This is a genomic window from Paenibacillus sp. NRS-1760, assembly GCF_050467785.1.
Lineage (GTDB): Bacteria > Bacillota > Bacilli > Paenibacillales > Paenibacillaceae > Pristimantibacillus.
Window position 1 is genome coordinate 376,841 of sequence record NZ_JBITPK010000021.1, and the last position, 26,449, is coordinate 403,289.

Genomic DNA, 26,449 nt, shown 5'->3' on the forward strand with positions numbered 1-26,449 from the left:
ATTAAACTCCCTTTGTACGATATGATTTTCTCACGAATTCTCGCTTATTCGCAGGATTTCGCCCGGTGGGTAAGGGCTGAAAGACAAGAAGGGGAACGCCATGTTAGACTTTGGCAACATGAAGGCGCTCGGGAATAAAGGGGTTGTCGTCCCATATATTTTCATTTACTGCACGCATTCTCCACGCCGCCCTTGGAGGTTTTCACTCCCATGTCTTAACGGGTCAAAGCCCTCTCATTCCTTCGTTACGCCTATCCAAGGGGTGGAGGCCGGTCTTGCTAACGGTACGGGTCGGTACCCTTTGGTTTAATGCATCCGGTACTCCGTGAACAAATAACGAGGTGACTATGATGCAGATTGAAAAATATGAGCCCGAGTTTCCCCCCGTAGAATTTTTTATAACTCGTTTCTTTGTTGACAACAAATGTTTATTTGAACAGGAAACAAAAGTTTCTTTACCAACATTAATTAAAGGCGATGTCATTGATATATTCGACGTAAGCTATTTCATTGAAAAGAGGCAATTTGGTTTTAACGAGGCTGCTTTTTTCACAATTTATTACATGAAACAACTTTAATCTATGCGCTGTTCAACTAACGATAGTTCAATAACGGACATTTAAATAAAACACTCACTTTTGTGAACATGTCTACCCACAAAATCTTTTCAGAAGCATATAAACGGCCCTACACGCCATTTTCTTTTTATAGGTCGAAGTTCACGATCATAAAGGGAAAATGGCGTGTAGGGCCTTTTTGTTCGTTTAGTGCGTTTTGTCATCTACGAGGTAACATGCTCACAAAATGATGATTTTTTACATATGTTCGGCAAGAATCGTTTTTGCACGTGACCGAAATCGCTCTAAACAATGACTGGCTCTGCTTTGCACCGACTTGAATCTGAACATTTTAAGTGTTTTCTTAGTTGGTTGAAACAAAAAAAGAGTATAAGGGACACGAGGTCCCTCATACTCCAAAGTGACAAGTGGATTTACAACTCCACCTTTTTATTTAATAAATACGTTATTAGATACAAGAGCGCTCCAACAACAACCATTTCTAACAGTATAGGTCCTAGTGGGATGTCGAAATCCAAGGATGATGAGAATGAAAATTCATTTTCTACAGAAACACCTCTAAACGCTCCTTCTGAGCTCTCAAACAGCACGTTCTCCAACCAACTTATTAAACTCATAGTTGCAAAGAAAAATATGATCCCAATCCAAATCGCATGTTTACTATGAAAGCAGCGTGTTACAGTTGTAGCTGCCATAATAACAATAAGAACCGTAGAGTACGCCCATATAGAGACGGCTAACAGTTTGATTACTGTAAGAGTGTTGAAAGTTATCCCGTCTAATAGCTCACTTATATTCATCCCCATGAAGGCTATATATAGGAGGATATGGATAACTGCAACAGCAACAACGGCGATCGCTACCAACAAGCTTAGTAATACGACAGCTCCAACCCCTTTCAACGGATGAATCGGCAGCAGCCTGCGGCTAAAAGATTTAATGTTATGATCAAATGTCCTGCAGCTATTGACGAATAACAGTATAGCAACGGCTGTGTAACCAAGTACACTTAGAACAAGGACAATTTGATTATTCCAGTCCCTTACGTCTCCAACAATGGTAAGTGCAGCTTGCATGATTATGAGTACAACAAATGTACTAAGGACAAGGGTAATATTCCGTTTCCAATCGTATTTCAACAGATTCATCATTCCGCGAACACCTCCTTGAACATCTCATCAACGCTTTTGCCGCTGCTAACACGTATATTCTCTACTTCATCCTGCAGTACAATTTCACCATTCCGTATAAATATGACTTCATCAAATATCCGTTCAATATCCCGTACGAGGTGAGTGGACACTACGATACTGCTCTCCTCATTATAGTAGCTAACGATCGCATCCAAAATTTTAGCTCGCGCAACTGGATCTACTCCTCCAATTGGCTCATCAAGCAAGTAGAGCTTAGCATTCCGAGATAAGGTCAATGTAAGCTGCAACCGCTCATTCATCCCTTTGGACAATGAGGTTACACGATCTCTTTTGTTCAACTTCATAAATGCGAGCATTTCATGAGCTTTCGTACGATCAAAGTCTGCATAGAAATCTGTGTAAAAATGTATCGCATCCTCTACACGCATCCAGCTTTCCGTCAATGGCCGGTCAGGCATGAATGAAGTAATTGCTCTCGTTTCTTTATTTATAAGCTGACCGACTACTTTTGCCTCACCTGAAGCCGCTGCAATTAATCCTGCTGCAATTTTCATTAGAGTGGTCTTACCACTCCCGTTACTGCCTAGAAGTCCAACGATTTTTCCAGGTGCAATTTTAAGCGATACATTATTTAAAGCTACCTTCCCAGAATAAGATTTTGATATACCGCTCAGTTCCAAAATACTCACCACGATTGATTCCCTCCTATTGTTTACTATCATCCTGAACAGCTTCTGAGACGATTGTGATAATGTCCTTATTAGAAAACCCAAGCTCCTGCATGCCTTGTATAAAGTGACCGAGCAAGTCGCTGGCCATTTCTTTCTTAATCTCCATAATTCTCAACTCCTCACTCGTCACATATCTACCCAGCCCACGCTTTGTCTCTACGATATTCTCACGCTCAAGCTCTTGTAAGGCACGCTGTACAGTATTCGGGTTAATTTGTAGCTCTAATGCTAGTTCACGAACTGCCGGAATTTTATCGCCAGCCTTTAACCGTCCCATAACAATTTCTTTCTTAATGTAATTCATGATTTGCAAGTAAATCGGTAAATTGTTATCGAATTCTACGCACACAATTTTCACCACTCCTGTCTGTTCGCCTGTACACTCAAATACATATTCTAAAAATTAGTATCCTCTGAAAATTAGTATCCTAACAGATTTGTTCACTCACCCTGTATTTGTGTGTTAGTCAAATAGCACACTAATATTGTAGTGTTGTAAAGAGGCTAAATATAAGTATTTGGAAACAAAAAAAAAATTTACGCCAGTTGAACCGACTCGAATGCAGAAAGCGGTAAAGGGTGGTTACGAGTCCAACGTATGGTGATATGACTTTAGATACAGCTGTTCAAAGGTATTCATGGCATGCTTATCACCATATCGCACAGATAACTTCACTTTGAGAACGTATGGGATGGTAAGTTGATATCTGGATTGACGTTATTGCGCTATCGGGACACGATAGTTCAATAAAAACACAGAAGCAGCCAATCAAAATGATCGGCTGCTTTCTTTTATTAGTTAAGGGCAATGATTATACTGATAACCTAGCATGTACTATTTTTATTACCCTCAGATAGCAATGTGATAATGTTTAAAAAAGTAAAGCAGCACTGAGCAGACTGCATTACTCAATTACATTAAAAACTGAAGGAATCCACCAATCGTTTACCGATTTCATAAGCAACTCGGCTCGTTACAGCATTGCCTGCCATTTTATATAATTGGGAATCGCTTATCCCATATCCTTTGAGTGTATAAAACCAATCATCCGGAAAAGACTGCAGTCGAAAACATTTAAGAGGTGTTAGTTTACGAATACGATACCCATCATAAATTCCATGTTTATCTTGTGCAGTTAGCGTAAAAGATGGTTCTCCTGGCTCCTTAAATCGACGTCCGTTCTGTCTTTTCTCTTCGCGGTCAGGTGTTAATACAGCCATGGGTTCCATGACCCCTGTTCGAGCTTGATTGGCTCCTAATCCTTTGAAATAACTTGCATCTAAACAAGCTGCTTCTCCTGCTTCGTTGACACCTGTCTTTTGTAATACATTAACTAAAATTTTGTTACCTTCACCCTTATTCGTTGTAAGTGTCGGCGCTAGTCCGTTTGCAGCAATTACTTGGCCATTCATACCTCTTCTGCTTGGATTTACATTTCCAGCGATCATGACCTTAGAAGTTATTATTTTAGAGTCTTTAGCAGACTTGTTGTTTTCTTCTCTGAAAGGAAATATTTTTCGTCCACTTGATCCTCTAAGACTTGCGACAATGAAGACACGTTCTCTGTTTTGTGGCACATAGGCCGAGCTGTTAAGCACACACCACTCCCCCACGTACCCTAACTCATCCAGCGTTCCGATGATAGTCTCGAACGTTCTCCCTTTGTCATGATTGAGGAGTCCTGTGACGTTTTCAAGGAGTATAAATTCAGGTTTGAGAATAGATGCGAACCTGATGATCTCAAAGAATACTGTCCCTCTAATAGCGTCGTTAAATCCTTTACGCTTTCCAGCAATGGAGAAAGCCTGGCAAGGAAATCCGGCAACGATTCCTTGAATTGGTCCTCGTTCTCTTCCAAGAAGTCGAATATGGTCATCTGTGACGGATCTGACATCATAAGCACTCCACATCCTTTCATTTGGATCATGTAAGATTTTAAAACTATCGTGAGTAGGCTGTTTTTTAGGAGATCCGCACGTTAGGCAGATTGTGTAATACTTTTTTAGGATGAGCTTCATGCTGCGTGAATGTTTGGCATGTTTCGCATTTTGTATCACATTCCGCATATCCGACACATTTCATTCCAGCCTGCATAAGTCCAAATCCCATTCTAATGCCGGTGTCTGATGTTCTCTCGTTAAGAAAAAAACGTTGAAACACCCAAAAAGGTTGAACGACCTCGTAAGTCCATCGGTTTACTTCATTCCATCTAAGTCGGTTTGCTTCCAACTCTTCTGTATACACCGCTGCTTATAAGCGTATATCTGAAATTCCGCTTAGCTCCTGATGGACTTGTGGGATCAATCAAATTGTAGGTGAAGCGGATGTGTTACTCTAGCAAAAGAAAGAGCCATAATAAATAGGTATTTCACCACGCTATCCTTACTGTTAGCTTAAGATCAACAGTCAGCAAAAAACCTCCCCGCAGCACCCTGCAGAGAGGTTCCCTCTAATAAAATATCTTCTCATCCCGCTTTTCCTTAAGTATTTCCACCGCTTCCCGGAACCGCAGTGAATGCACAATCTCCCGCTCCCGCAAATACTTCAAGCTGTCCTGCAGATCGACGTCATCCGTCATGTCAATAAGCCATTGATACGTCGCCCTAGCCTTCTCTTCCGCCGCTATGTCCTCATATAGATCAGCGATCGGATCGCCTTTCGCTTGAATATACGTAGCCGTAAACGGTACGCCGCCTGCACTCTCATAAAACAAGGCGCTGTCGTGAGCCACATAATGAGCACCTAGGCCTGCAGCCTTAAGCTGTTCTGGCGTTGCATCTTTTGTCAGCTTGTAAATCATAGTTGCGATCATCTCAAGGTGTGCAAATTCGTTGGTACATTGTAATTAACAGTGATGATTTTCCTATACACAGAAAGGCTTTTCGATTTTGAATATTTCGGTATTAATGCCTTTTGACTATATGAAGCGGCAACTCGACAACCAAAAACTGGTCTCACACTTCTGTTACAACTTATCAATTCAAAATCTTTTATACCTCAACGTAAAACCAAGATGGTTGAACTATAGTTACCCGTTAGGATTCCTGTAGGGCGTTAATTTTGCGCTTTGCACAAAAACGAGCGACTCCTGTACGATGGGGTAGTCACGGGTCATAGCCCTTTAGCCATCTTAAGGAGGTCGCTCTATCTTGAAGTTTAAAGCTCAAGTCAAATAAAATCAACTGCTCGAACGCATTTCAACCCAGCACCATGTCTTAGGTATCGACATTGCCCAGCAGGCCCATGTTGCTCGCACTGTCAACTTCCATTGAATCACACTCGGCACTCTGCTTCACTTCTCCAATGACGATGCCGGCTTCTGCCAACTGCTGCAGTGGCTGAAAGATATGCAGAATACACACCCATTTAAACGACACCATAGTTTATACTCTCATGTGGCAAAAAAAGTTATAAATAGGCGTTTTTCTGTTCTGTGATTTTTGCGGTATTAATTCCCTTATAAAGCACAACAACGATGGTATTAATTACTTTTTCTTTATCAATTATGTTACTTTAAATAATAAACCTTTATACATATTCCTTCCAAATTTGATAGATCTTAAATAGAGTATCTGTATTTCTTTCTCCCTTAATTATAGATCTCATTTTATTAGCAACAATCAATACTACGTCCATTTCAATTTTCTCGCTAAATCCAATCAGCAACGGTCGATTTACACTGGCGAATGACTTTGGTTTATAGACAACTCCCCATTCAATACTTCCATGGTGTCTTCTCATTACCTCTCCTAAATAAATTGCAATATCAAATGCAATAGCCTGTGATTCAACACTCACTTTTTGGGGAGAAATAAATTCTTGGAGCCATCCACTTTTCCGTAAATACTCATCTTCTAGTTCTTGTACTGATTTATCAACAATTTCAACTTGGTTCAGATACCAAGTCCAAATAGTTATTAGAGACGTTTGACTATAATCTAGATTTAATTTACTATGTCTAATTAGAACTTCTAATTGCGTAGGAATTTGATCCATAAACCATTTAAAATGAAATTCTGCTTCTTTTTTTTTCATTTCCCTAAAATCTTTCACTTCAACTGAAGGTATCAAAAGGGGATATTTCACAATAACAACCTCCTTATTTATATACTATTTCTATTACATATTTTATACCATTTGCAGTTAACATATCTAGAAGTGGCTGAGACGCTCCTCCTCTACCTGTGACTCCGCTTTTATAAAAGTGCCAGATCGCTCCATCGACAGTACCATTTTTAATTAATTCAGCATCTTTTAGTATTTGCTTCTCAGTAAATGAGGTTAAGGATACATAGCCTACTTTACTCTCATGTGCTATTCCATCGTGAAGAACATCTATAAACCTTCTGCCTTGAGTAGTTTTAAAAAACACCTGAGTTGCATCTGCACCTAATGATTTAGCTAAATAAAGTTCTCCAGCCCTTCCTCCATGAAACCCAATTTCTTGGGCAGCAGGTTTTGAAAACAAGCCAGCAATTTTTGAAAATACTGTTTTTCCAGCAGCTTTTCCAGCTTTTATTACTAGACCGCTTCCCCCAGTAATAAAGGTATCCATAATAAACTCTGATACATGATCTTCACGAACATTAGCATCAGCATATATTGCCTCATCTAAAGTTAATACTTCTTTTGGTTTTGCCTTATCGATGTAGTATCTTCCATCGTCAAGTTGACTATATGCCCATTTTGATTGCCCTATTGAACCATTCTCGTACAAGTTCATTAGATAATCATATTGATTTTGATTGAAAACATGGTCATGACCTGATGGATCAGAGTAAATTAATGGATTATTTACTACGTACGTATAAAGATTCAACGTCAGCGGATTCGTAATATCCCCTTCATACGTATCCTCATTTAGAAACCTTCCCATAGTTGGATCGTAGTATCGTGCTCTTAGATAATATAATCCTGTCTCATTATCAAATTCTTCTCCGGCATATTTAAAGGAGTTTGGAATTCCCTCTACTTGTTGTGTAATGTTTCCCCATTCATCATAAGTGTAGTTATTAACTATATTGCCATCAGTATCAACAATTTGGATGACATCACCATGACCATTATATAAATAGTAATAGTCCTTTGCCGTAATAACATCTTTCTTTAATAGTAAGCGATCTCCTCGGATGTATGTGGCATATGTCTGATTATTTCCAGACATCTCAGCAACGACTTCTTTATTATGGTTATAACGATATTGCTTAATATTGCCGTTTGATGATTTCTTAAAGCGCATCCCATTAGGATCATATTCAAAGGTAGTAGTTAATGATCCCTTAGTGGTGGATTTTAAATTATTGAATAGATCATAAGAATAACTGTTTATATTTATGGTAATCGGGAATAGTGCTATATCAGTAGATGTCAAACGATTTCCTTTTAAATCATACGTATAGCTGATCGAATGGCCATTTGATCTTGTAACTCCAATAATTCGATTTAATTTATCATAGGTAAATACATTAGAAATTGTAGGCTTATCCTTCATTACCTGAACAGAAGTCTCAATATTTCCATTTTTATCATAAGAATACGAAGTAGAGGATAATACAGTTGATCCTCGCTTATTAATAAGAGTACTCACTTGTTTTAACTTAGTATACTCATATTCTGACTTTAAAATGCTTCCATCAGCAATCGGTGGATACGTTATAGATTTTAATAGTCCGTTAGGATAATATAGATACTTCACATTAGCTGAATCCGCATCATTGATAACTGTTTGTCCATTCGTTTGGACTTTGCTTAACCGTAACTTATCATATTTTAAATTTGTTATGGCATTGTTTGCATTACCAATACTATTAACAGAAGTTATACGGTTATTCTTGTCATAGGACAACTCAAGATTTGAAGTATATGATTGACTCTGTATATTTATAGATGTTGTCCGTTTTAAGTTATCTATTGTAGTAACTAAGGAACTTTTGAGAATTCCACTTTCATACAACTCATAAGTATCTTTTTGAATTCCGAGACTGCCAAAATTAACTTTACTTTGTTGCGTTAAATATTCTACACCTGACCACGCCGTCTTCACTGTATTTCTAAATTGTTCATCATAATCAGAATAAACTACTGTATCATTACGATCTGTCCGTTGATTAAGTAATCCAAGCTTGTCATACGTATATGAATCTGATTTCAAGGAAGGATCTGTTTTAGCAGAAATTAACCCCGTTTCTGTAAAGGTTTTTTCATTTAATACTTTTGGCGTATCAGTATCTGATAATTGCATTGTGGTATTTGTAATTTGACCACTAACATTATATTGATACTTAGTGATTTGTCCAATTGCATCTTTTACACTAATCAGACGATTCAAAGTATCATAGCCGTATCGTGTGGTTACCCCATCACCATTTAGATTGTTCTTAGGATCAATGTATCCAATTAAATTTCCTGCAATGTCATAACTAAAACGCTCTGTTAATTCCTGATTTTTCATTGGCCAATCTTTGTAGGCCCTTGTTGTGATATGTTGACCATGATGATCGTAATCCTGCTCTATATAGCTTTCTTTTATATTATCTTGTAATGGATTAGCTCGATACAATGCTATGTCTGCAGCAGCAATAAAATAATTGATATTTCTCCTCAATTTTAGATTTCTCTCTGAAATATATAAGTTTCCATAAGCATCTGATGCTTCTTTCTGAATTCCCCAAGCATCATAGGTTACGTTTGTAGAATTATTCATTGGATCCAAAGCAACAATTGGTCGAGATAAATCATCGTATTGATATTGATTTATTTGTTCTGTTCCGTTATTGGATACAAGATCATATAGCAAATTACCTATTCCATCATAATAAGATTTTTGTTTAGATAAAATAGTTGTAGCGCCATTTGATTGCTGAATGTATTTTCTTCCATATTCAATCATTACGCTATTCACGCCAGTATTATTTGGTATCGCACTCAGAGGAATTGTTGTATTTATATAGTTGTACTCATCAATTGTATTATATTTTACGTTACTCAAATTCGTAAATGATGGATAGGTAATTGTCTTTACTCTACCTAGATTATCATAAGTGTATGAAGTTTTTCCGTTGTTACTATCCTTTTCCTCCTTGATTAGCCCCATTCCCAGGTCATAGAGCATTGTCTTCTTTACTGTCTGAGTTATATCTAGCCCCCTGTTACTCTTAGTTGAAAAAGTACTTCTGGTCTCACTAGGATATGCATAAACAGTGCTGTTGTCATATAAAACTTCATTTAGTGTTGTTTGTCCATTTCCAAGATTAGTTGATTCTCTTATCAATCGTACTTTACCAACCAACACATTACTTGCATTAGTACAATTTGATGTCACAATGCCGTTAACATCAACTGCTTCATAACAATATGTTGTAATCTCATTTTTGGCATTGGTATAACTTTTTAATCTTCCATTTGAATAATAATCTGTAGTTTCTGATAAAAGAGTCGTATTGTTTATATTTTGGTACCACGATTTCGTCTTTAAAAAATAATAATTCGGGTCATATGTGTAAGTAATGGTATGTTTTCTTTTTATGGAAGAATCATTAAATTCTGTTTGCGTAAGTGGCAAGCTGCTACTTTGAACACCTCCCCAATCATTATATTGCATATCCCAAATTAACTTATTAGTTGTGGCGGTTGTATCTCCCACCCCGTAATCCTCACTCTGAATAAGAGTGGGTTTATAAATTTGAGTGGGGTGAAATGCCAGATTGGTAATAATTTTCTTTTCACCATTTGCAGCAATAGACTCTGTCGAAGTCACTTGTCCGACGCCATTAAAATTGCTTTTAGAAATCAATCCATTGGTTAACGAAGTACTTTGAATAACTGAGCTCGATGAATAAGAATGAGAAACAGGGATACTATTTGGATTGAAATAATTTGGATATCCCGTATAATCTCCTTCGTATAAATAGTTAATATGATTTATATCGCCTTGGAGATTAGAATCCTTCTTTATTTGATTAAACTTGTTTTTCACTCGGAACTCTTCTGCGTATCCATATGGACCCCAATTTCGTGTTATCTTATCATACTGAAATTTAACAGATGATCGTGGATAATTGATATTCGCTAGTCCATAATAATAAATATTACCATGATTACTACTATAATTTTTTGCCCAATAATCATGATAGCCTACTAATTTCGTAATATCAAAAGTTGTGAATTCACTATTTTGATCTTGAATTAACCACAAATATGGGGAATAACCTGACACATCAGAATATGCTAAACGCCATTTTTGATATGTTACTGTTTGTTTTACAATACCATTTAGGTCTAACACAGTTACTTTGATATTTTCACCACTAAACGTACCAGTCGTTTGTAAAGTCGATTGATATTCAAAGGATATTTTTCGACCAATTGAATCAGTAATCGTTGATATGACTTTATAAGTCTGACCATCATATAATTGACGATCAATATGTTGAAATTTTATTTCATTTCCAAATCTATCGACTATTCCCAACAACCTGCCATCTGATGCAAAATATTCTCTTTTTTTATCTGCGTATTCAAGAAAATAGGCAGAACTAGATTGACCATTGCTATAAGATCCTTGATTATCTTGAATAAACTTAACGTCTTTACCTTCATATCCTATTAAATGAGTATAACTGCCTAAAGTGTCCGTAGCATTGAAATCTACTTGATATATAGGTCCATCCCCACGATGATAGTAAAGATATCCATCAGCATTTTGTACAGAAGGGAATTGAAAAGACCACCCTACCCCCAAATCATATCTCGATACTAAATAATTATACCTCCATAGTTGATCTGACCCTGGAGTATTCCTCATATAGTCAAATGAGTAGTTTGAGTTATACATAACACCTAGATTTAAATCAAGCCCATCTCTACCAGGAAGATGGATATCAGTGCGTTTCCATGATAATTTACCTGTTACAGGGTCGATAGTTTCAGTACCTTCATTACTTGCAAACTGCTGTTTATTTGTTTGATTTATTAATTGTTGCGTTATTAATCCATCCAAGACGCTATTTATATTTAATCTCATATTAGAATACTTATTGTTTACAGTGTGCGAAGTAGCATATACTGATTCAGTCACACTTTTTCCATTAACTAATCTAGTGTTATCATAGACTGAATTTGTAACACTAGATTCTTCAATTTTTATTTTACCCTCAAATGAGATATCTCGATTCAATCCATTAAAACCTAGATTTTGATAACTTTCGACGAGTTCATCTGCATTATTTAGTCCTTCATATTCAATCGCTTCTAAAAGAATTAATTTTTCCGCAAGACTCATTTTAATATTTAATATATTATTCTCTTTTGAAGAGAACTTTTTTAATAAAGTTTCTATTTTAATTTGTTTTTCATTTTTGATTTCATTATCAATTTGCTCCCAATTTATATCTCTTTCTTTTTTTAAAAGGATCAGATCTTTAGGATTTTCCAGTAAAACATTACCTATATAATCAGACATATAAATATCCTCTACAGTCGCACCTTGCATTATTAACTCTTCAATTTCTTGTTTTGTATAGTTAAATTGATCTTCAGGAAAAAGACGATTTTCCCTCTCTATATTAGCTTGCTTAATAAGTTCATTAAGTTTTCCATTCCAATCTGCATTATAGACTGAATTATTTACTGATATAGGTGAAATATCTAAAGGTTGTAGTGCAAACTCAGGAATCATTGAATCCTCAGTTTTTCCATGAAATTGAGTCTCCTGCAACGAATTGATTGAGCTTTCATTTTTATCAGTTAGTTGCTCTGCACTTACAATATGCAACGAGTCAGTCACGGCTAAAAGGAACACAAATAAAATAAGTATAATTTTGGAGATAGCTTTGTTTCTCCTTTTCACTTTTCATTTCTCCTTTAAAATATGTTTTTTTAACACGCAGCATACTAGACATTTAATCTGAGGTCCCACAACTACCACCAGGACCTGTGGATTATACTTTCCGGGGAATTTTGCGATACATGTGTCTCGACCTAAATTGCGCCTATTGTTACATTAACAATATAGGTTTTATTTATCATTTCGCTTACTATGGGTTATTTATTAATGTATTACTTACTAGATTCCCATTTTGATCATATATGTAGTTAATTCTTTCCCCATTGTCCATGAGGATATAGTTCAATCTATTGTTAGCATCATAGAAATATTGAATTTGCTTTGGAGTTGTTTGTTTATAGATCATTTCAATTGATGTAATATGATTCGTAGGTTCAACGAGATTTCTCGTATGATAAAATACAGCACCATAAATATCTATCGTTCCTACAAGTTGAAGTATTTCAGGTGAATAGAAAGTGATACTATTAAAAAAGCCATCATAACTTGTTGTAGTTCCTAGCCAAGCTACAGTTCTCCCATCAGAACCTGGTTCTAGATCAGGACTACAACCGCGTCCATAATTACATCCATTATCATAGACCTCTTCACGCATAAAATAAACTTTCATAGGACGATTAATAGGATTCCAATCATCATCATTTGACGACTCATTCCGGAAAGTAATGCTTTGTATTTTATCCGTACTTATATTAGGAAGATCATGAAATAACTTATTACTTGAGTATCCCTCTACTTCTGTAATAACTGGACTAATTGACAAAGGATATGCTTTTCGCTCACTTGGGTTTACATTAAATACTAGATATGATTCGTTATCTTCAGTCGTTAGATAATAGGAAAATTCACCCTCAATTTGACTTCCCACTGTGGTTTTATGTTTATTCATTTTGGGTAAAACCATAAGGGTTTGATTATTTTGATTAATTAATAAAATATTATTGAACTGATCAACCTCCGCTCGCAAGTTATGCATACCAAGTTTCAATTTAAGCTGACTTGGGGTATTGGACGACTTCAAATTAATATTCATCTCTAAAACATCATTATGCACGGTATAAACCAAATCAGTGTCAGTCCAAAGTTCTATAAAACTTACTTGGTTCTCATCCACAATTACCTTAGCTTTATTAGCACTTACAGGGACATAATCCATTGTGGAGTCTGCGATTGCAAGTTTGACGGAACTTGAATCGTTATTAATAGTCACACAAAACCTATTCCCATCCATGACTATTTGTGACTGTTCATTCAATTTAAACGAAGAGTCAATGTCTTGCCATTGTCCGTCATTTATATAATGTTGAGATTCCACTGTTGAAACAAACTTTTGGATGTTTTCTGAAATTTGAAACGTTTTACTATGCTCTGTTCGCTCACTTATGATTTCATTCGCAAGTGTCTCATCTTTACTTAGACCGTTTTGCTTTGTATTTTCATCAATCAGAGATGGTTGCGAAGCTTTAATACTTTTCAATCTCTCATTACTTGCGCTTAATTCTTGTTTGCAAGATAATTCCATTTCGTTACTATCCTTAATCAATTCTTCATTGCCATTTATTGATTGGCTCATTAATGCTAATTGATTCGTTTGGATTATTCGTTTCCCTTTCTCAACGCTACCATAAACAAATGAAGAATTTAGGATTAACACACCCAATAATAGACCAAATAGAACTTTTTTCTTACCCACTATACCCCTCCTAAGAACTAAACTTTAGATTTAATTTCATAATCACCTTTCATATGTAAAGTATAATGACACAAACATTATTTATATATAGCTAAAAAAGACTTTTTTTGTCTAATTAGGTCGATATCTCTCATTTAACACAAAAAAAGTAATATCTTAATATGAAAACCATGGATAATGCCTCATGAATATGCAGCTGCCTACAGTCCCTATTACTCCAATTACTTCAGCAGACATTCCTACAGGCCCCGATTGGGGTTACCAAATTAAATGGGATGGCATTCGCACTCTGGTACGGAAGGATGGAGACAGAGGTATAGAAATCTTCTCAAAGCGTGTTGAGCTGTGAAATGATCGTTTTCCCGAAATTATAGCTTCTTAGTCCTCTACGTATAGGCCGATGTGTATTAGATGATGAGATCGCTTATTTTGACGGCAGCCGTCCGAACTTTCAGCGCGTCCTGATGGGTGTTAATCGTAAAAGATATGATGTAACGCTATGCTCGACTTGCTTCTAAATTTATGACTAAGCAGCCGCGAGTCTTTGTAACGGATCTCCTTTATGATGAACCGGCACTTTAGAACTGGTTAAATGAACGCGAATGGGAAGGAATTATATCGAAGCATCCAGATAGCCCTTTTGTAGAAGGCAAGAAACATAAATACAGATACAAGAAACGTAAAGAGGTTAAAATCGTGGCGGATGTCGTGGGTATAAAACTTAAATATGGCTATGTATCTAGCCTTGTATTGCGATATGAAAATCTGACACGTATCAGGCATCGATGTAACATCCCTCTCCTTCGCGATGCCATTCGAATACATGGCTCTAAAATGGAATACATAGTCCCCATCTTTTAAAACGTCTTTAGCTTAACCTTACCTTGCTTAGCACCAATATAACCACTCCGTGCTTTCTTATCGGTAGATGCTAAGGTCGTGCTACCTATTCGTTCCGCTGCTGCTTTGACCTCGATCGCCTATGTAGTACTAATACCATTATCTGTTGTTCGCGCGTTAAGAACAAAACGTTCGCGAGCCCAAAAGGTTGAAGGACTTCGTAATTCCTATTACTTCATTCCATCGCAGTCGGTTTGCTTCCCACTCTTCTGTATGCACCACCTCTGCCCGTTAACTCAATAGCATAAGTAAGCGAAAAAACCTCCCCACAGCCAAACATCGCTGCAGAGAGGTTCCCTCTAATAAAATATCTTCTCATCCCGCTTAATTAGGGAGTGTGTTATGGAGCCAGTTATAGGAGTAGATGCGGCTAAATAAATCATCGTGATACAGGCTTTTCTGCGAAAGAATGAACCATACGGAATATTGGAGAATATTACGCACGAGGAGAGCGGTTTAAACGACTGGGAGAATTGCCTGATGAATTGAAGGTACTCTCGGGTAAAGAACCAACCATTATTTTGGAAGCAACCGACCATTACCATCGAGGATTAGTTTCCTATCCCATACGTAGAGATTACAAGCATTTTATAATCAATCCACTGCAATCAAAATGTGCGATAAACACGCAAAAACTTCGTTCGTTCACTAATTGCTATTTTCACGACCAGGTTCACCAGGTAGAATTACAACATTAAATACATTAATAAAAACCAGCTCTAACTAGTATTGCAAACAAAGAAACCTTGAAGGCATGAATCCTTCCAAGGTTTCTTTTAAATCAGTTGACTTTAATGATATTCTGCTAAAGCTCAAATGATCGACTCGTAATTTGGACATCAGGGTTCAATTGTTTCAACTGCAAACCATAGTCTTTTTTCATACTAGAGATATGCATGGACTCTAAATTCGGAAAGTAATCCTTCAGGTTGATTAAATCTACCTCTACATTGCATAAAATGAAACCTAGAATCTTTACGTCTTTCAATCCTTCAATTTCTGTAAGATTAAATTCCTTGGTACAGCTATTTACAATTAGCACTTCAACTCCCTTGAATGTTTTTAACGTACTCAAGTCCAGCTTTTTGCAGCTGTCTACTTCCAACCTTTTAATGCTGCTGTTATCTCCCTTGAAACGCTCGAGGCTGCGACAACCCCGTACACTGAGATTAGTCAATCCTGATATTAACGCTACATTTCCCAACTCTTTAAATTTACAGCTTTTAAATGCCATTTTTTCAACTGGGCTTTCTTTCCATTCCTCAAAATCCGGCTCTATCAAGCTGTGAAAAATATCAATGGTCTGCAGATGCTTACATCTTGCAGCAGCCGAATAATCCTCGATTTGTTCCACATAAATATCAATACGTTTTATTTTTGTCTGGGAAAGCTGAGATATATCCCTTCGTCGATTACGATGAGTTTGGATTTGAATATATTCACCTTTGCAGAGCCGCTCTATTCCATCAAAAGATTTAATTTTTTGTCCATAGACATACAAAATTTTCAAACTCGAAAACGCCTGTAGTACACTGAGATCTCCTAATGAAGAGTTATAATTTATTATCAGCTTCTCGATTCGGTCCGTTCCTTCCATCTGATTCAGATGCTCAATTAATGCTTCAGCATTTACTTCTATTTCTAATGTATTACTGATTGTCAAGCTGTTATACTGCGACTCTATATTAACGATTCTAGTAAAATGCGACTCATCTATCGTTAGATCTGCTGCCATTATAATCATCCTCTTTTAAGTTTTTTTGTCGCCCAAACAAAACCCTTATATTGATTTGCTCGGGCAACAATTTTTATGCAGTATAATCTTCTAATCTCGGATTGAATAACCCCGGAACAAAATTACCCCATTTATCGAGATACCCCCAAAGTGCTCTCCCTTCCGCCTTCCAGAAATTATACTCATCCTTACTAATCCCTTCAGTCGTACCCGACTCATAGGTTTTGAAATAATTCGTACTAGAAAACCAACCATTCTTAGAATTTCCAATCGTAAACGCTCCTCCTTGGTCTTGCATATAATAGGGAGCATATTCATATTGTGACTGGGTTATAGCCATAAACGCTCCGTAAAAATCAAATATTCCCATAGCAGAATTCACACGATTGCCGCCTTTTAAAGCAATTTTTGACGAGTTAACATCGAATTCAACTGAATGACGGGCTTTCCAGATATCCATATTTGATTTTTCAGCTGCATTATCTAAATTTTTAAGGTCTGTCCCTGCATCTCTATACTTATTTATAACTTCTTGTTCAGCAGCTCTTAACGCCTCATTTCTGGCACCCAAATTAGTTCCTCTTCTCGAGGCTTCTATATCAAGTTCAGCATTCACCTCAATAGCCCTTACAACAGTATCCGGATTTTTGACCAATTCCTTCCATTTATGATTGCTCATTCTATTCTTTATATCTTGTGCCGTTGACCCTATATATACTTCTGTATTCGGACCTTCAATAATATAAATGTAACCTATTAGAACAGGAGCCATACCGCTCGGATCCATATAAATCAATGGATTATTTTCCACATACGTATATAGGTTCTGACTTAATGAATTTCCCAGTTCCCCTTCGTACGTGTCCTCATTTATAAACCGCCCCATTGAAGGGTCATACCAACGAGCACGAAGGTACTGTAATCCAGTAGTTTCATCCCAATATGCACCAGAGTAGCGGAAAGAATTGTCTACCTGCTCCACTTTAGAAATTGTATTGCCCCATAGGTCATATTCATATTCATTCAGAATATCTCCTGCTTCATCTCGAATGCCGACAATATCCCCATGCCCGTTATGCAGATAGTATCCTTTTTCTCCATTGACTTGCTCCTGCATAACTAGACCGTTACCTCGAAGATAGCTTACCTTCTCTACCGCCTTGCCGTTAGGCTTTACGATACCCTCAGCTATGATTTGTTGTCCGTCATAATAATAGCGAGTGGTTTCTCCATTCTCTATTCGTTCGACGAGTAGATTGTCCCCATTGTAACGATACTGAACAACCTGTCCATCATCATCGGTTACTTTCGTTAGACGATCCCATTCATCATATTCATATGAGGTATTCATTTTTAGCTGAATTTCATTATCGGATGTAAGAGTGAGACGATTGCCGCGATTATCATATGTGTATGTTTCGTCAAATTGACTAGATGTACTAATTCGATTCAAGGAGTCATACGTAAAGCTATTATCCGATTTAATATCACCCTCAAACTTCTCCATTATATTTTTAATATTACGGTTTGCATCATGCTCATAAGCATACTCACCTAATACCGACGCAATCGAATTAATTTGTTTTAGACTTATCAACTTGTTATCGATATAGCCTAACTCTGTTTTTATTCCATTCGATTGTGTCTTTTCAGCTAATTGACCATTGTCATTATAGCTATAGGTTTCTTGTAATTCACCATTCCACTTAACTGATTCTAATTGATTCATATTGTTATAATCATACTTAACTGTATCAGAGAAAGGTGTCGTCATTGTTTCACGCAGCCCTCTCTGCTCATACGTATAAGCTATGGTCTTAAGGTCTGGATAAACAACCGATTCTAACTCACCCGTAAATGGCTTATATGTGTAACTAGTTGTCCCCATCCCATCTATCATACTTTCACGTGCTCCATTAGCTTTGTATGTGAAAGATATTACTTCAGACGGCCCTTGTTTAGACATCAAGAAATTCCTATTGTTATAGGTGTAAACAAATTCCTGACCTGCTTTATCTTTCATCTTAATTCGATTCCCATTCGCATCATAATAAAAAGTTTTCTCTTTGAGCAAGGGATCTTTTGATCGAATTAATCTGCCTAGCTCATCGTACTCTTTCGTTTGAAACATTCCATCTGGGAATGTCGTTTTCACGAGGTTACCTAGTAAATCATAGTTGTAGCTTGTTGTTTCCAATTCTGCATTGGTGACTGACCTCAATTGTCCTACCGTATCGTACGCCCATGTTGTCGTCTCGTTGTTTGCATTCGTTTGTTGGATCAATTTCCCACTATTCGGATGATAGACATTACGAGATAAGTACCGAAGCTCACCACCTAATTGCGACATTTCCTGCAGCGTCATTAGTTGGTTATATTTATTATAGGATTCAACTTGTGTATAACCCATAAGATCCATTTTGGTTATTTTACGCTGCGCATCATCATATGAAATAGTAGATTCTGTTCCATCTTCTCCAGTGGTCTTAACTATTCGGCTTTGGTTATCGTATTGCATTTGGGTTCGATTGCCCAATGCATCCTGCGATTCAGCTACACGACCAAATGCATCATATAAGAGTCTATTTTTCACTTGAAAATTGCCTGCTACAATTACCCCTTCTTCTTCTTTCCAACCCAATCCATTATAACGAGTCTCGGTCTGGTATCCCATCTCATCCGTCACCGTTACAGTATTTTGTGTATCATTATAAGCTGCAGCAAGCGTTTGATTATTGGGATATTTGACCAACTCCACTCAATGTGGTGCTTGTTGGAGCCGACACGGGGTACGCTCTAGACCCGACAACCTTTGTATAGGCATGGTTAGCTACTTTATCAAAACCATCTGCCGACTCCTTTTGTTGTTCGAGATAAACCTGCATTGGTGTTTGATCATTAATAAAGTCTTTTTTATACTGTGTGGTCACATTTGTTAGTCCGTTATTTAATGTTGTAGAAAATGTAAAATCTTGACCATAGGACTGACCAACATCCGTATTGTTATAAGACATAGATCTCCAATTGAACTGCTTTTCCGTCCCATTTTCATAATATAATCGATCTACGCGAGAAGAAATTCGGTAAGCCTCATTCATGACATCCACACCTGAATAGCGTTTGACAGGTGCAGCTTCATATACATACTCCGTTTTCATCCCAGTAGGATGCTTAATATTTTTCAGTAATACATAAGGATTTGATTTCGCACGTTCCGGATAGGCATTCATCAAGTTAAACTTTGCCTCTCCCAATTCATACTTATAATCTGTTCTTCTATTTTCAGCATCTACGACATACTCAAGCAGTTCCATATTCCCTTCTAATTTCTTTGTATAGGTTACAATTTCGTTTCCTTTTTGAATCTTCACTTCAGTAGATGAATAGATAATATCAATGGTATTGCCAATTGCATCCTTAACTTGACTTAACAACTTCCTACCATTATAAGTTGAGTTCTCAAGGGCATATTTAAATTCAATCGTGTTGTTATACGCATCGGAGATTTGGATAATACGACCTTCCTGATCAAAATATTGCTTAATACTACCATCAATTGGAGTCAAGACGTATTTTGAACTTATTCCATTTACCTTGACCGTAGTATCCAATGTCAAGCTCGTGCCTAACCAGTCAGATCCTTTCAGATTGGTACCTTCTACCTCATATTTCCCGCCATTTCCCATAATGACGTAGAGTTTATCTTGCTCCGACTGCACGTGCGGTAGATTCCATGACCACCCTTTCCCAATTGGATAGAGCTTCTCATTGAGCGGCATACTCGTATCATTAAAGTATCGAATTCCAGCCGATGTTCCCACTCGGAAAGTCTTCAACTCCGCATTGGGATTTGAGGCATAATAATAATTATATCCGTCCTCTGTACCCGCTAAGGTATTTCCTCTGCCGTTAATAGAAATAGCTTCATCCTTAGCAGTTGTATATTCATATAAAGGGGTTATCAACGGAACTGGATCACCTTCTACTGGTCCGTCATATGCCTCAATATCAATCCACTGAGAACCATTGATTTCATAGGCATACCTCATTCTTCCTCCTGTTACAGAATCATCTACCCAAGGTCCATAGTTTGTCGAACTCACGTAAGCTGGCATAGTCGGGTATCCATTATATTTTTGCGAATATTTCCGATTGTCTACAGCTGGTTTTGTAACCAAACCAGAAAAATAAGATGTGATTTCTTTTGTACATATCCAACCAGGCGTACTACCATTCGGGCAATCTTTAGTTAGTGAATTAACTTTGGTTGTAAGATTACCTACATAACCATCCTTGTCATAAAACATAGAAGTACCACAACTTCCACCAGGCTCGGTGGATTGCCAAATTTTAGAAGAATTATATTTTCCGGGAAACTTCGCAATACATGTGTCTTTGCCTGTTTTTGTATCTGCATCAGTAAAGCTTCCGGAAGTTTTAAATGGATCTCCTGTTTTATAAAGTGCTCCACTATATCCATATTGACTATACATAATATAGTTAGGGATTGTATTCAAATTATCTAACGGCCTGATTTCTTCTTTGTAAATCTGATCAGAATTAATAGAATACTTTAGTGGTAAGACCATTGCTGCTTGGGCTGCCGCTTTAGTCTCATAAGTACCACGCAACTTTTCATCAGTAGATAACGGAATGGTATTATAATCAATGCTTCCGTTTTTATCGTAATCTTGCTGAATCCATTTATTTTCATTGTACTTCAATGTGTACCGATATAATATTTTCTTTTTAATCGCGTTAAATTGGACATAATACTTATAGTCTCCATATTCATAGACCTCTGAACCATATTTCTCATCATAGTATTGTGCATCATCTGTGTCATATTGTCTCGTTAAGGCAAATGACAGTCCATTTCTACCTGGTAATGTCATATCTACATTTTGAATGGATAAGCTGCCTGATAAACTCGAAATAGATTCATTATTAATTCCAACACTATATGGGGCTTCACTTAATTTAGTTTTATCGTACACCGGAGCTGTCTCTAATATTGGCGGTGTTTCGACCAAACTCATTGACTGATATCCTTTGTTCCCATAAACTCCTTCAGTTACCGAAGGAGAATCATAAACACTATCTGTCACATCAGGATTATAGACACTTCCTGTAATCGTTGATTTATCAGCTTCAATTATTATCATTTTCGGGGTGGAATCACCTGCTGCTCCATTATAGACACTCGTTGTTGCAGTTTGTGATTCATTCACCATTTTAGAAAATAACAGATAAAGTGCTTGTTCAAATGAAATCCCTTCTAATTCAGCTTTATACAAAGCAGCGTATATTTCATTTAAATTGTAGCCATTATCTATATTCTCCTGAATAAAGCTCTCTGATACTGAAAAGCGCTTCATCATGTCTTGCGCTATAATCGATTGATTCTCTTCTGCTTCCGCATTAACAGTTTGTCGCTCATAGTTATTAAATAGTCCCATAAAAAAAGTGATGATTAAAATTATTGATATTAGTTTAATTCGTTTTTTAGTGTACACTTATGTGTCTCCCTATTTCATTATTTATAAAACTAACAAGTGCTAGACATATATATTAAGGAATTTTAAAACGTACAGCCATTTCCTTATTCCAACGAAAGAAACCCTATACAATAGATATGTGAAAAATACCTGTTACATAATCCACCAAAAGGGCTCATCGCAAGAATAACTTCTATTTTTCATATGCCTTACATTTAAAGAGTGCTAAATCTATTGGATTATTACACGAAAGTAATATCCGGAAACTTATAATAATTTTTTATAGATTATTCAACATTAGTGTTATATATTAAACGCCACTAGTGAATTGGTACAAATAAGAATCGGAGTTGCAATTGGGTTTACATTAAGATTATGTCTTTATCACTCGGGTGCAGGACAAAAAGAAGTATTTGGAAAACTTCAACTATTTATCAACTTACACATCGTTAACTAGATGTTATTCGAGTTTTTGATATTAAATTCCCGTTCGAATCATACTGCATTTTTATGATGTCTCCATTAGTCAGAGTGATTTCAGTTAATTGACCGTTAATATCATATGAATATTCTATTAATTTTAAATTAAATTTAATCACTATTGGAATATAGAATTGATATAACCCTAAATTACCTGTTAGATTGTTCCCCCATCCCTTTACAGTACTATCTCCCAGTACTGCAAACGCGTATGTTGATCCTGCAACTATATGGTTTACGTTTTTTAGACCTGCAATTGTCAAAGGTGTCGTTTGTTTCAGACTTGAGGTTCCGTAACCCAGTTGACCATATGCATTATTTCCCCAAGATTTTACAGTGCCATCTTCCATTAAGGCCAGCGAGTAGTTCTCTCCCCCCTCTAGTTGTTTTACATTGCTTAGTCCTAATATAGTCAATGGTACAGTACCCGTTCCTGATGTGCCCAGTTGGCCAAGTGTATTATTTCCCCACGCTTTTGCCGTTCCATCTTCTAATATGGCCATTGAGTGAGAAAACCCTACTGATAATCTCTTTACATTTGTCAAACCATTTATTAACAAAGGTTTATTCTGACTCATTGTGGTTCCATGGCCCAATTGACCAAAAGAATTAAGTCCCCACGATTTCACGGTTCCATCTTCCATTAAGGCTAGCGTGTGTGCAATTCCTGCAACCAATTGTATAGCGTTACTAAGACCTGGTACCAGTAAAGGGGTATCCTGACTTGTTAAAGTTCCATTACCCAATTCACCATTACTGTTACTTCCCCATGACTTTACCGTCCCATCTCCCATTAAAGCTAGCGAGTGAAAGCCTCCTGCAGCAATTTGCTTGACATTGGTCAAACCTGCTATCGTCAAAGGTGTAGTTTGACCCATACCCCACGACTTTACCGTACCGTCTGCCATTAAAGCTAAAGTGTGATAGGCTCCTAATGCAATTTGCTTAACATCGGTTAGATTAGATATCGTCATGGGTATAGTCTGATTCATAAGGGTTCCGCTACCTAATTGACCAAATGAATTGTCCCCCCATGACTTTACTGTACCGTCCTTCATCAATGCGAGTGTATGAAATCCTCCTCTAACTATCTGCTTCACATTGATTAGACTAGGTATCATTACAGGAGTAGTCCCCATATTTATCGTTCCATTTCCTAATTGCCCATAGGTATTATTCCCCCATGACTTCACTGAGCCGTCCTTCATTAAGGCGATCGTATGATTTATTCCTGCAGCAACTTGCTTGACGTTCGTCAAACTCGCTACAGTCATAGGTATTTGTGAGTATTCCACAGTCCCATTCCCTAATTGACCATAAAGATTATCCCCCCATGACTTTACCGTTCCATCATTCATCAAGGCGATTGTATAATATCCTCCTCCAACTAGTTGCTTCACATTGCTCAGACCAAGTACTGAAACAGGCGCCCATTGATTTGTTCTGTTTCCGATACCCAATTGACCAAATGAATTATCTCCCCAAGCTTTTATAATACCGTCTTCCATTAACACTAGCGTGTGAGCAGCCCCTGCAACTAGCTGCTTCACATTACTTAGACCAAGCACTGAAACAGGCGTCGTTTGTTTTGTATTGGTCCCAATACCTAATTCACCATTTGTATTAAATCCCCAAGCTTTAATGGTGCCATCTTCCATCAATGCCAACGTATGCGCGCCTCCTGCAACTAGCTGCTTCACATTGCTTAGACCAGACACTGAAAGAGGCGTGATTAGAGTTATTTTATTTCCGACACCCAATTGACCAGATGAATTATCTCCCCAAGCATTTATGGTACCATCTTCCATTAAAGCCAAAGAATGAGTGTTTCCTGCAACAATTTGTTTCACGTTGCGCAGACCACGCACTGAAACAGGCGTCAATTGATTTGTTTTGGTTCCGTTACCCAATTGACCATTTGCATTATATCCCCAGGCTTTTATTGTGCCATCTTTCATTAAGGCTAGCGCATAATTCGCGCCTGCTACCAACTGTTTAACATCTGTAAGCCCTGGTACCGCTGTGGGAGTAGGATTATTCTTCAAGGTTCCATTTCCTAATTGACCGTAATAATTGTTTCCCCAAGCATAAACCTTACCTTGTTTTAATGCGTATGAACTTGAAGATAGGGCATTACTTATTAACATGTCACTAAAATCATATGACGCAGCTATACTTGGTCTTGTAAATTGAATTGATGTAAATACTTGCAAAAAAACAACTAAAATCAATACATGGGTAATTAGTCTCGTTCTTTTTCTTTCCAACATGACACCATCCCTAATATTTTTACAGCAATTACTCTGCTAAATAAGGTTATATTAAAATAATGTAATAAATAGAGGGTTATTTTGTTATATTTTGTCGATTTATGTCGAATTAAACTGAAAATTTATAAAATATACCTTTGGTTAAATTTAAAGTAAACATTAATCATCGAACCCACTAGCGTTGCATAAATGACTTCGGAATTTTATGCAGCGCTAGTGTAGGTCATAATTGGAAACTATCTTACCTCAAATAAAATCTCTGTATTACACTAAAAAAACCTCCCCGCAGCACCCTGCAGAGAGGTTCCCTCTAATAAAATATCTTCTCATCCCGCTTTTCCTTAAGGATCTCAACCGCTTCCCGGAACCGCAGAGAGTGTATAATCTCGCGCTCCCGCAAAAACTTCAAGCTATCCTGTAGATCGACATCATCCGTTAGATCAATCAACCACTGATACGTCGCCCTAGCCTTCTCCTCCGCCGCTATGTCCTCATATAGATCCGCGATCGGATCGCCTTTCGCTTGAATATAGGTAGCCGTAAAGGGTACGCCTCCTGCATTCTCATAGAATAAGGCGCTGTCATGAGCCACATAATGAGCACCTAGGCCAGCAGCCTTTAACTGCTCAGGCGTTGCATCTTTTGTCAATTTATAGACCATTGTAGCAATCATTTCCAAGTGGGCAAATTCTTCAGTGCCTATATCTGTTAGCAATCCAATGACTTTATCCGGAATCGTGTACCTCTGGTTTAAATACCGAAGCGCTGCTGCAAGCTCACCGTCAGCACCGCCATATTGCTCCATTAGAAACTTAGCCATCATTGGATCGCATTTACTTACGCGAACGGGATATTGCAGTTTTTTCTCATAAACCCACATGTACGGTGCCTCCTCTAGTTTTCCTACTGGCTCTATCCACTATTTATACTTGCCACGGCCATGGTGTATCATTCCATGACCAAGGGTTGGTGGAGAAGCTTTGGCCAAAATGCTTTAAAGGCCCGTACTTCGATTCATACTGCTGTACGATAGGCAATCTTAGCTGTGCGAACTGATTGTATTGATGTATGGCATTGGAATCTGTAGGATGAGTATCCAAATATAAATTCAGCTCCACGAGTACAAAATCTACCGCCTGCAAATCATGCAGCAGCTTGTAATACTCTTCATCAAGTATGATCGCCACCGTCAATCACCTTCTTCCTGTCTGTCGTTTTTCGGATCATATGGGCTATACAACATGGGCCAGAGAGTACCATATCTCAATGCTTCATGAGGTGAAAACTGAGGTAAATTGGGCGGTTGAAAGGTAATAAATAATTGAGGCGGTGTGCTGAAGCTTTTTACTTTTATAGGCGGGCAGGGATCTAAAGGGCTAATAAACGGCTTATAATAACGCACCTGATTATTCACGCAGATGTCTCCTCTCGGTATGCTCTTCAAAAAGTATATGTATAAGGACTTGGTCATCATGACTAACCATTCATTTGATGATGCTGTACCGGTACAGTCTTTGCATTTCTACATTGTTCTCTAGCTCTTTCTCGTTTAGGATGTGATAAAG

At 37.4% G+C, this 26,449-nt stretch carries 17 protein-coding genes and 1 pseudogene; 2 read left to right on the forward strand and 16 right to left on the reverse strand.

The window, feature by feature from the left end; genetic code table 11:
• The first annotated feature begins 347 nt into the window (after positions 1-347).
• Positions 348-578, forward strand: coding sequence for a hypothetical protein (locus tag ACIFSR_RS29830; protein WP_430062189.1), 231 nt, complete (start codon positions 348-350; stop codon positions 576-578).
• 413 nt (positions 579-991) lie between these two features.
• On the opposite strand, the gene ACIFSR_RS29835 is transcribed toward ACIFSR_RS29830, so the two are convergent.
• From ACIFSR_RS29835 to ACIFSR_RS29875, 9 genes and pseudogenes are all read right to left on the reverse strand, one after another.
• Positions 992-1,729, reverse strand: a complete 738-nt coding sequence (locus ACIFSR_RS29835) for a hypothetical protein (RefSeq protein WP_430062192.1) — start codon at positions 1,727-1,729, stop codon at positions 992-994.
• The gene (locus ACIFSR_RS29840; protein ID WP_430062195.1) at positions 1,726-2,424 is read right to left on the reverse strand and encodes an ABC transporter ATP-binding protein; all 699 of its coding nucleotides are present in this window, start codon (positions 2,422-2,424) and stop codon (positions 1,726-1,728) included. The genes ACIFSR_RS29835 and ACIFSR_RS29840 overlap by 4 nt, the downstream gene beginning before the upstream one ends.
• A 13-nt stretch (positions 2,425-2,437) precedes the next feature.
• Complete coding sequence (locus ACIFSR_RS29845; protein ID WP_430062198.1) at positions 2,438-2,812, reverse strand: GntR family transcriptional regulator; 375 nt, start codon at positions 2,810-2,812, stop codon at positions 2,438-2,440.
• Positions 2,813-3,381: 569 nt separating this feature from the next.
• Positions 3,382-4,521, reverse strand: a complete 1,140-nt coding sequence (dcm, locus tag ACIFSR_RS29850; protein ID WP_430062201.1) for a DNA (cytosine-5-)-methyltransferase — start codon at positions 4,519-4,521, stop codon at positions 3,382-3,384.
• Positions 4,522-4,913: 392 nt separating this feature from the next.
• Positions 4,914-5,300: pseudogene (locus ACIFSR_RS29855) on the reverse strand (manganese catalase family protein); the annotation flags it as partial.
• Positions 5,301-5,679: 379 nt separating this feature from the next.
• A complete protein-coding gene (locus tag ACIFSR_RS29860) occupies positions 5,680-5,826 on the reverse strand; it encodes a hypothetical protein (RefSeq protein WP_430062204.1) in 147 nt (48 codons plus the stop codon).
• Between the two features lie 166 nt (positions 5,827-5,992).
• Positions 5,993-6,550, reverse strand: coding sequence for a hypothetical protein (locus ACIFSR_RS29865; protein WP_430062206.1), 558 nt, complete (start codon positions 6,548-6,550; stop codon positions 5,993-5,995).
• A 13-nt stretch (positions 6,551-6,563) separates the two neighbouring features.
• Entirely contained in the window at positions 6,564-12,311 is a 5,748-nt protein-coding gene (locus tag ACIFSR_RS29870) for an RHS repeat domain-containing protein (protein ID WP_430062209.1), read from the reverse strand.
• 187 nt (positions 12,312-12,498) lie between these two features.
• Positions 12,499-14,001 carry a hypothetical protein gene (locus ACIFSR_RS29875; RefSeq protein ID WP_430062212.1) on the reverse strand — a complete coding sequence of 501 codons (1,503 nt, stop codon included), beginning with the start codon at positions 13,999-14,001 and terminating at the stop codon, positions 12,499-12,501.
• Positions 14,002-14,185: 184 nt separating this feature from the next.
• Between ACIFSR_RS29875 and ACIFSR_RS29880 the strand changes: the two genes are divergently transcribed.
• Positions 14,186-14,350, forward strand: a complete 165-nt coding sequence (locus tag ACIFSR_RS29880) for a hypothetical protein (RefSeq protein ID WP_430062214.1) — start codon at positions 14,186-14,188, stop codon at positions 14,348-14,350.
• A 1,356-nt stretch (positions 14,351-15,706) separates the two neighbouring features.
• Here ACIFSR_RS29880 and ACIFSR_RS29885 read toward each other — a convergent pair.
• From ACIFSR_RS29885 to ACIFSR_RS29915, 7 genes are all read right to left on the reverse strand, one after another.
• On the reverse strand, positions 15,707-16,636 hold the full coding sequence (locus ACIFSR_RS29885; RefSeq protein ID WP_430062217.1) for a hypothetical protein: 930 nt from the start codon (positions 16,634-16,636) through the stop codon (positions 15,707-15,709).
• A gap of 73 nt (positions 16,637-16,709) precedes the next feature.
• Entirely contained in the window at positions 16,710-19,394 is a 2,685-nt protein-coding gene (locus ACIFSR_RS29890; protein ID WP_430062219.1) for an RHS repeat domain-containing protein, read from the reverse strand.
• On the reverse strand, positions 19,369-22,152 hold the full coding sequence (locus ACIFSR_RS29895) for a hypothetical protein (protein ID WP_430062222.1): 2,784 nt from the start codon (positions 22,150-22,152) through the stop codon (positions 19,369-19,371). Before ACIFSR_RS29895 ends, ACIFSR_RS29890 begins: the two co-directional genes overlap by 26 nt.
• A gap of 431 nt (positions 22,153-22,583) precedes the next feature.
• A complete protein-coding gene (locus tag ACIFSR_RS29900; protein WP_430062225.1) occupies positions 22,584-24,884 on the reverse strand; it encodes a hypothetical protein in 2,301 nt (766 codons plus the stop codon).
• A gap of 310 nt (positions 24,885-25,194) precedes the next feature.
• Positions 25,195-25,764 (reverse strand): manganese catalase family protein, encoded by a 570-nt coding sequence (locus tag ACIFSR_RS29905; RefSeq protein WP_430062228.1) that lies wholly within the window; start codon positions 25,762-25,764, stop codon positions 25,195-25,197.
• A gap of 43 nt (positions 25,765-25,807) precedes the next feature.
• Positions 25,808-26,071: a spore coat protein CotJB gene (locus tag ACIFSR_RS29910; protein ID WP_144376813.1), complete on the reverse strand. Its 264-nt coding sequence runs from the start codon at positions 26,069-26,071 to the stop codon at positions 25,808-25,810.
• A 2-nt stretch (positions 26,072-26,073) separates the two neighbouring features.
• Positions 26,074-26,298 carry a spore coat associated protein CotJA gene (locus tag ACIFSR_RS29915; protein ID WP_076269558.1) on the reverse strand — a complete coding sequence of 75 codons (225 nt, stop codon included), beginning with the start codon at positions 26,296-26,298 and terminating at the stop codon, positions 26,074-26,076.
• Positions 26,299-26,449: the final 151 nt, after the last annotated feature.

Excerpts from the sequence above, each read along its gene's own strand:
- ACIFSR_RS29830 (WP_430062189.1), top strand. The coding sequence starts at position 348 with ATGATGCAGATTGAAAAATATGAGCCCGAGTTTCCCCCCGTAGAATTT.
- ACIFSR_RS29835 (WP_430062192.1), bottom strand. The coding sequence starts at position 1,729 with ATGATGAATCTGTTGAAATACGATTGGAAACGGAATATTACCCTTGTC.
- ACIFSR_RS29880 (WP_430062214.1), top strand. The coding sequence starts at position 14,186 with ATGAATATGCAGCTGCCTACAGTCCCTATTACTCCAATTACTTCAGCA.
- ACIFSR_RS29885 (WP_430062217.1), bottom strand. The coding sequence starts at position 16,636 with ATGGCAGCAGATCTAACGATAGATGAGTCGCATTTTACTAGAATCGTT.
- ACIFSR_RS29900 (WP_430062225.1), bottom strand. The coding sequence starts at position 24,884 with ATGTTGGAAAGAAAAAGAACGAGACTAATTACCCATGTATTGATTTTA.
- ACIFSR_RS29905 (WP_430062228.1), bottom strand. The coding sequence starts at position 25,764 with ATGTGGGTTTATGAGAAAAAACTGCAATATCCCGTTCGCGTAAGTAAA.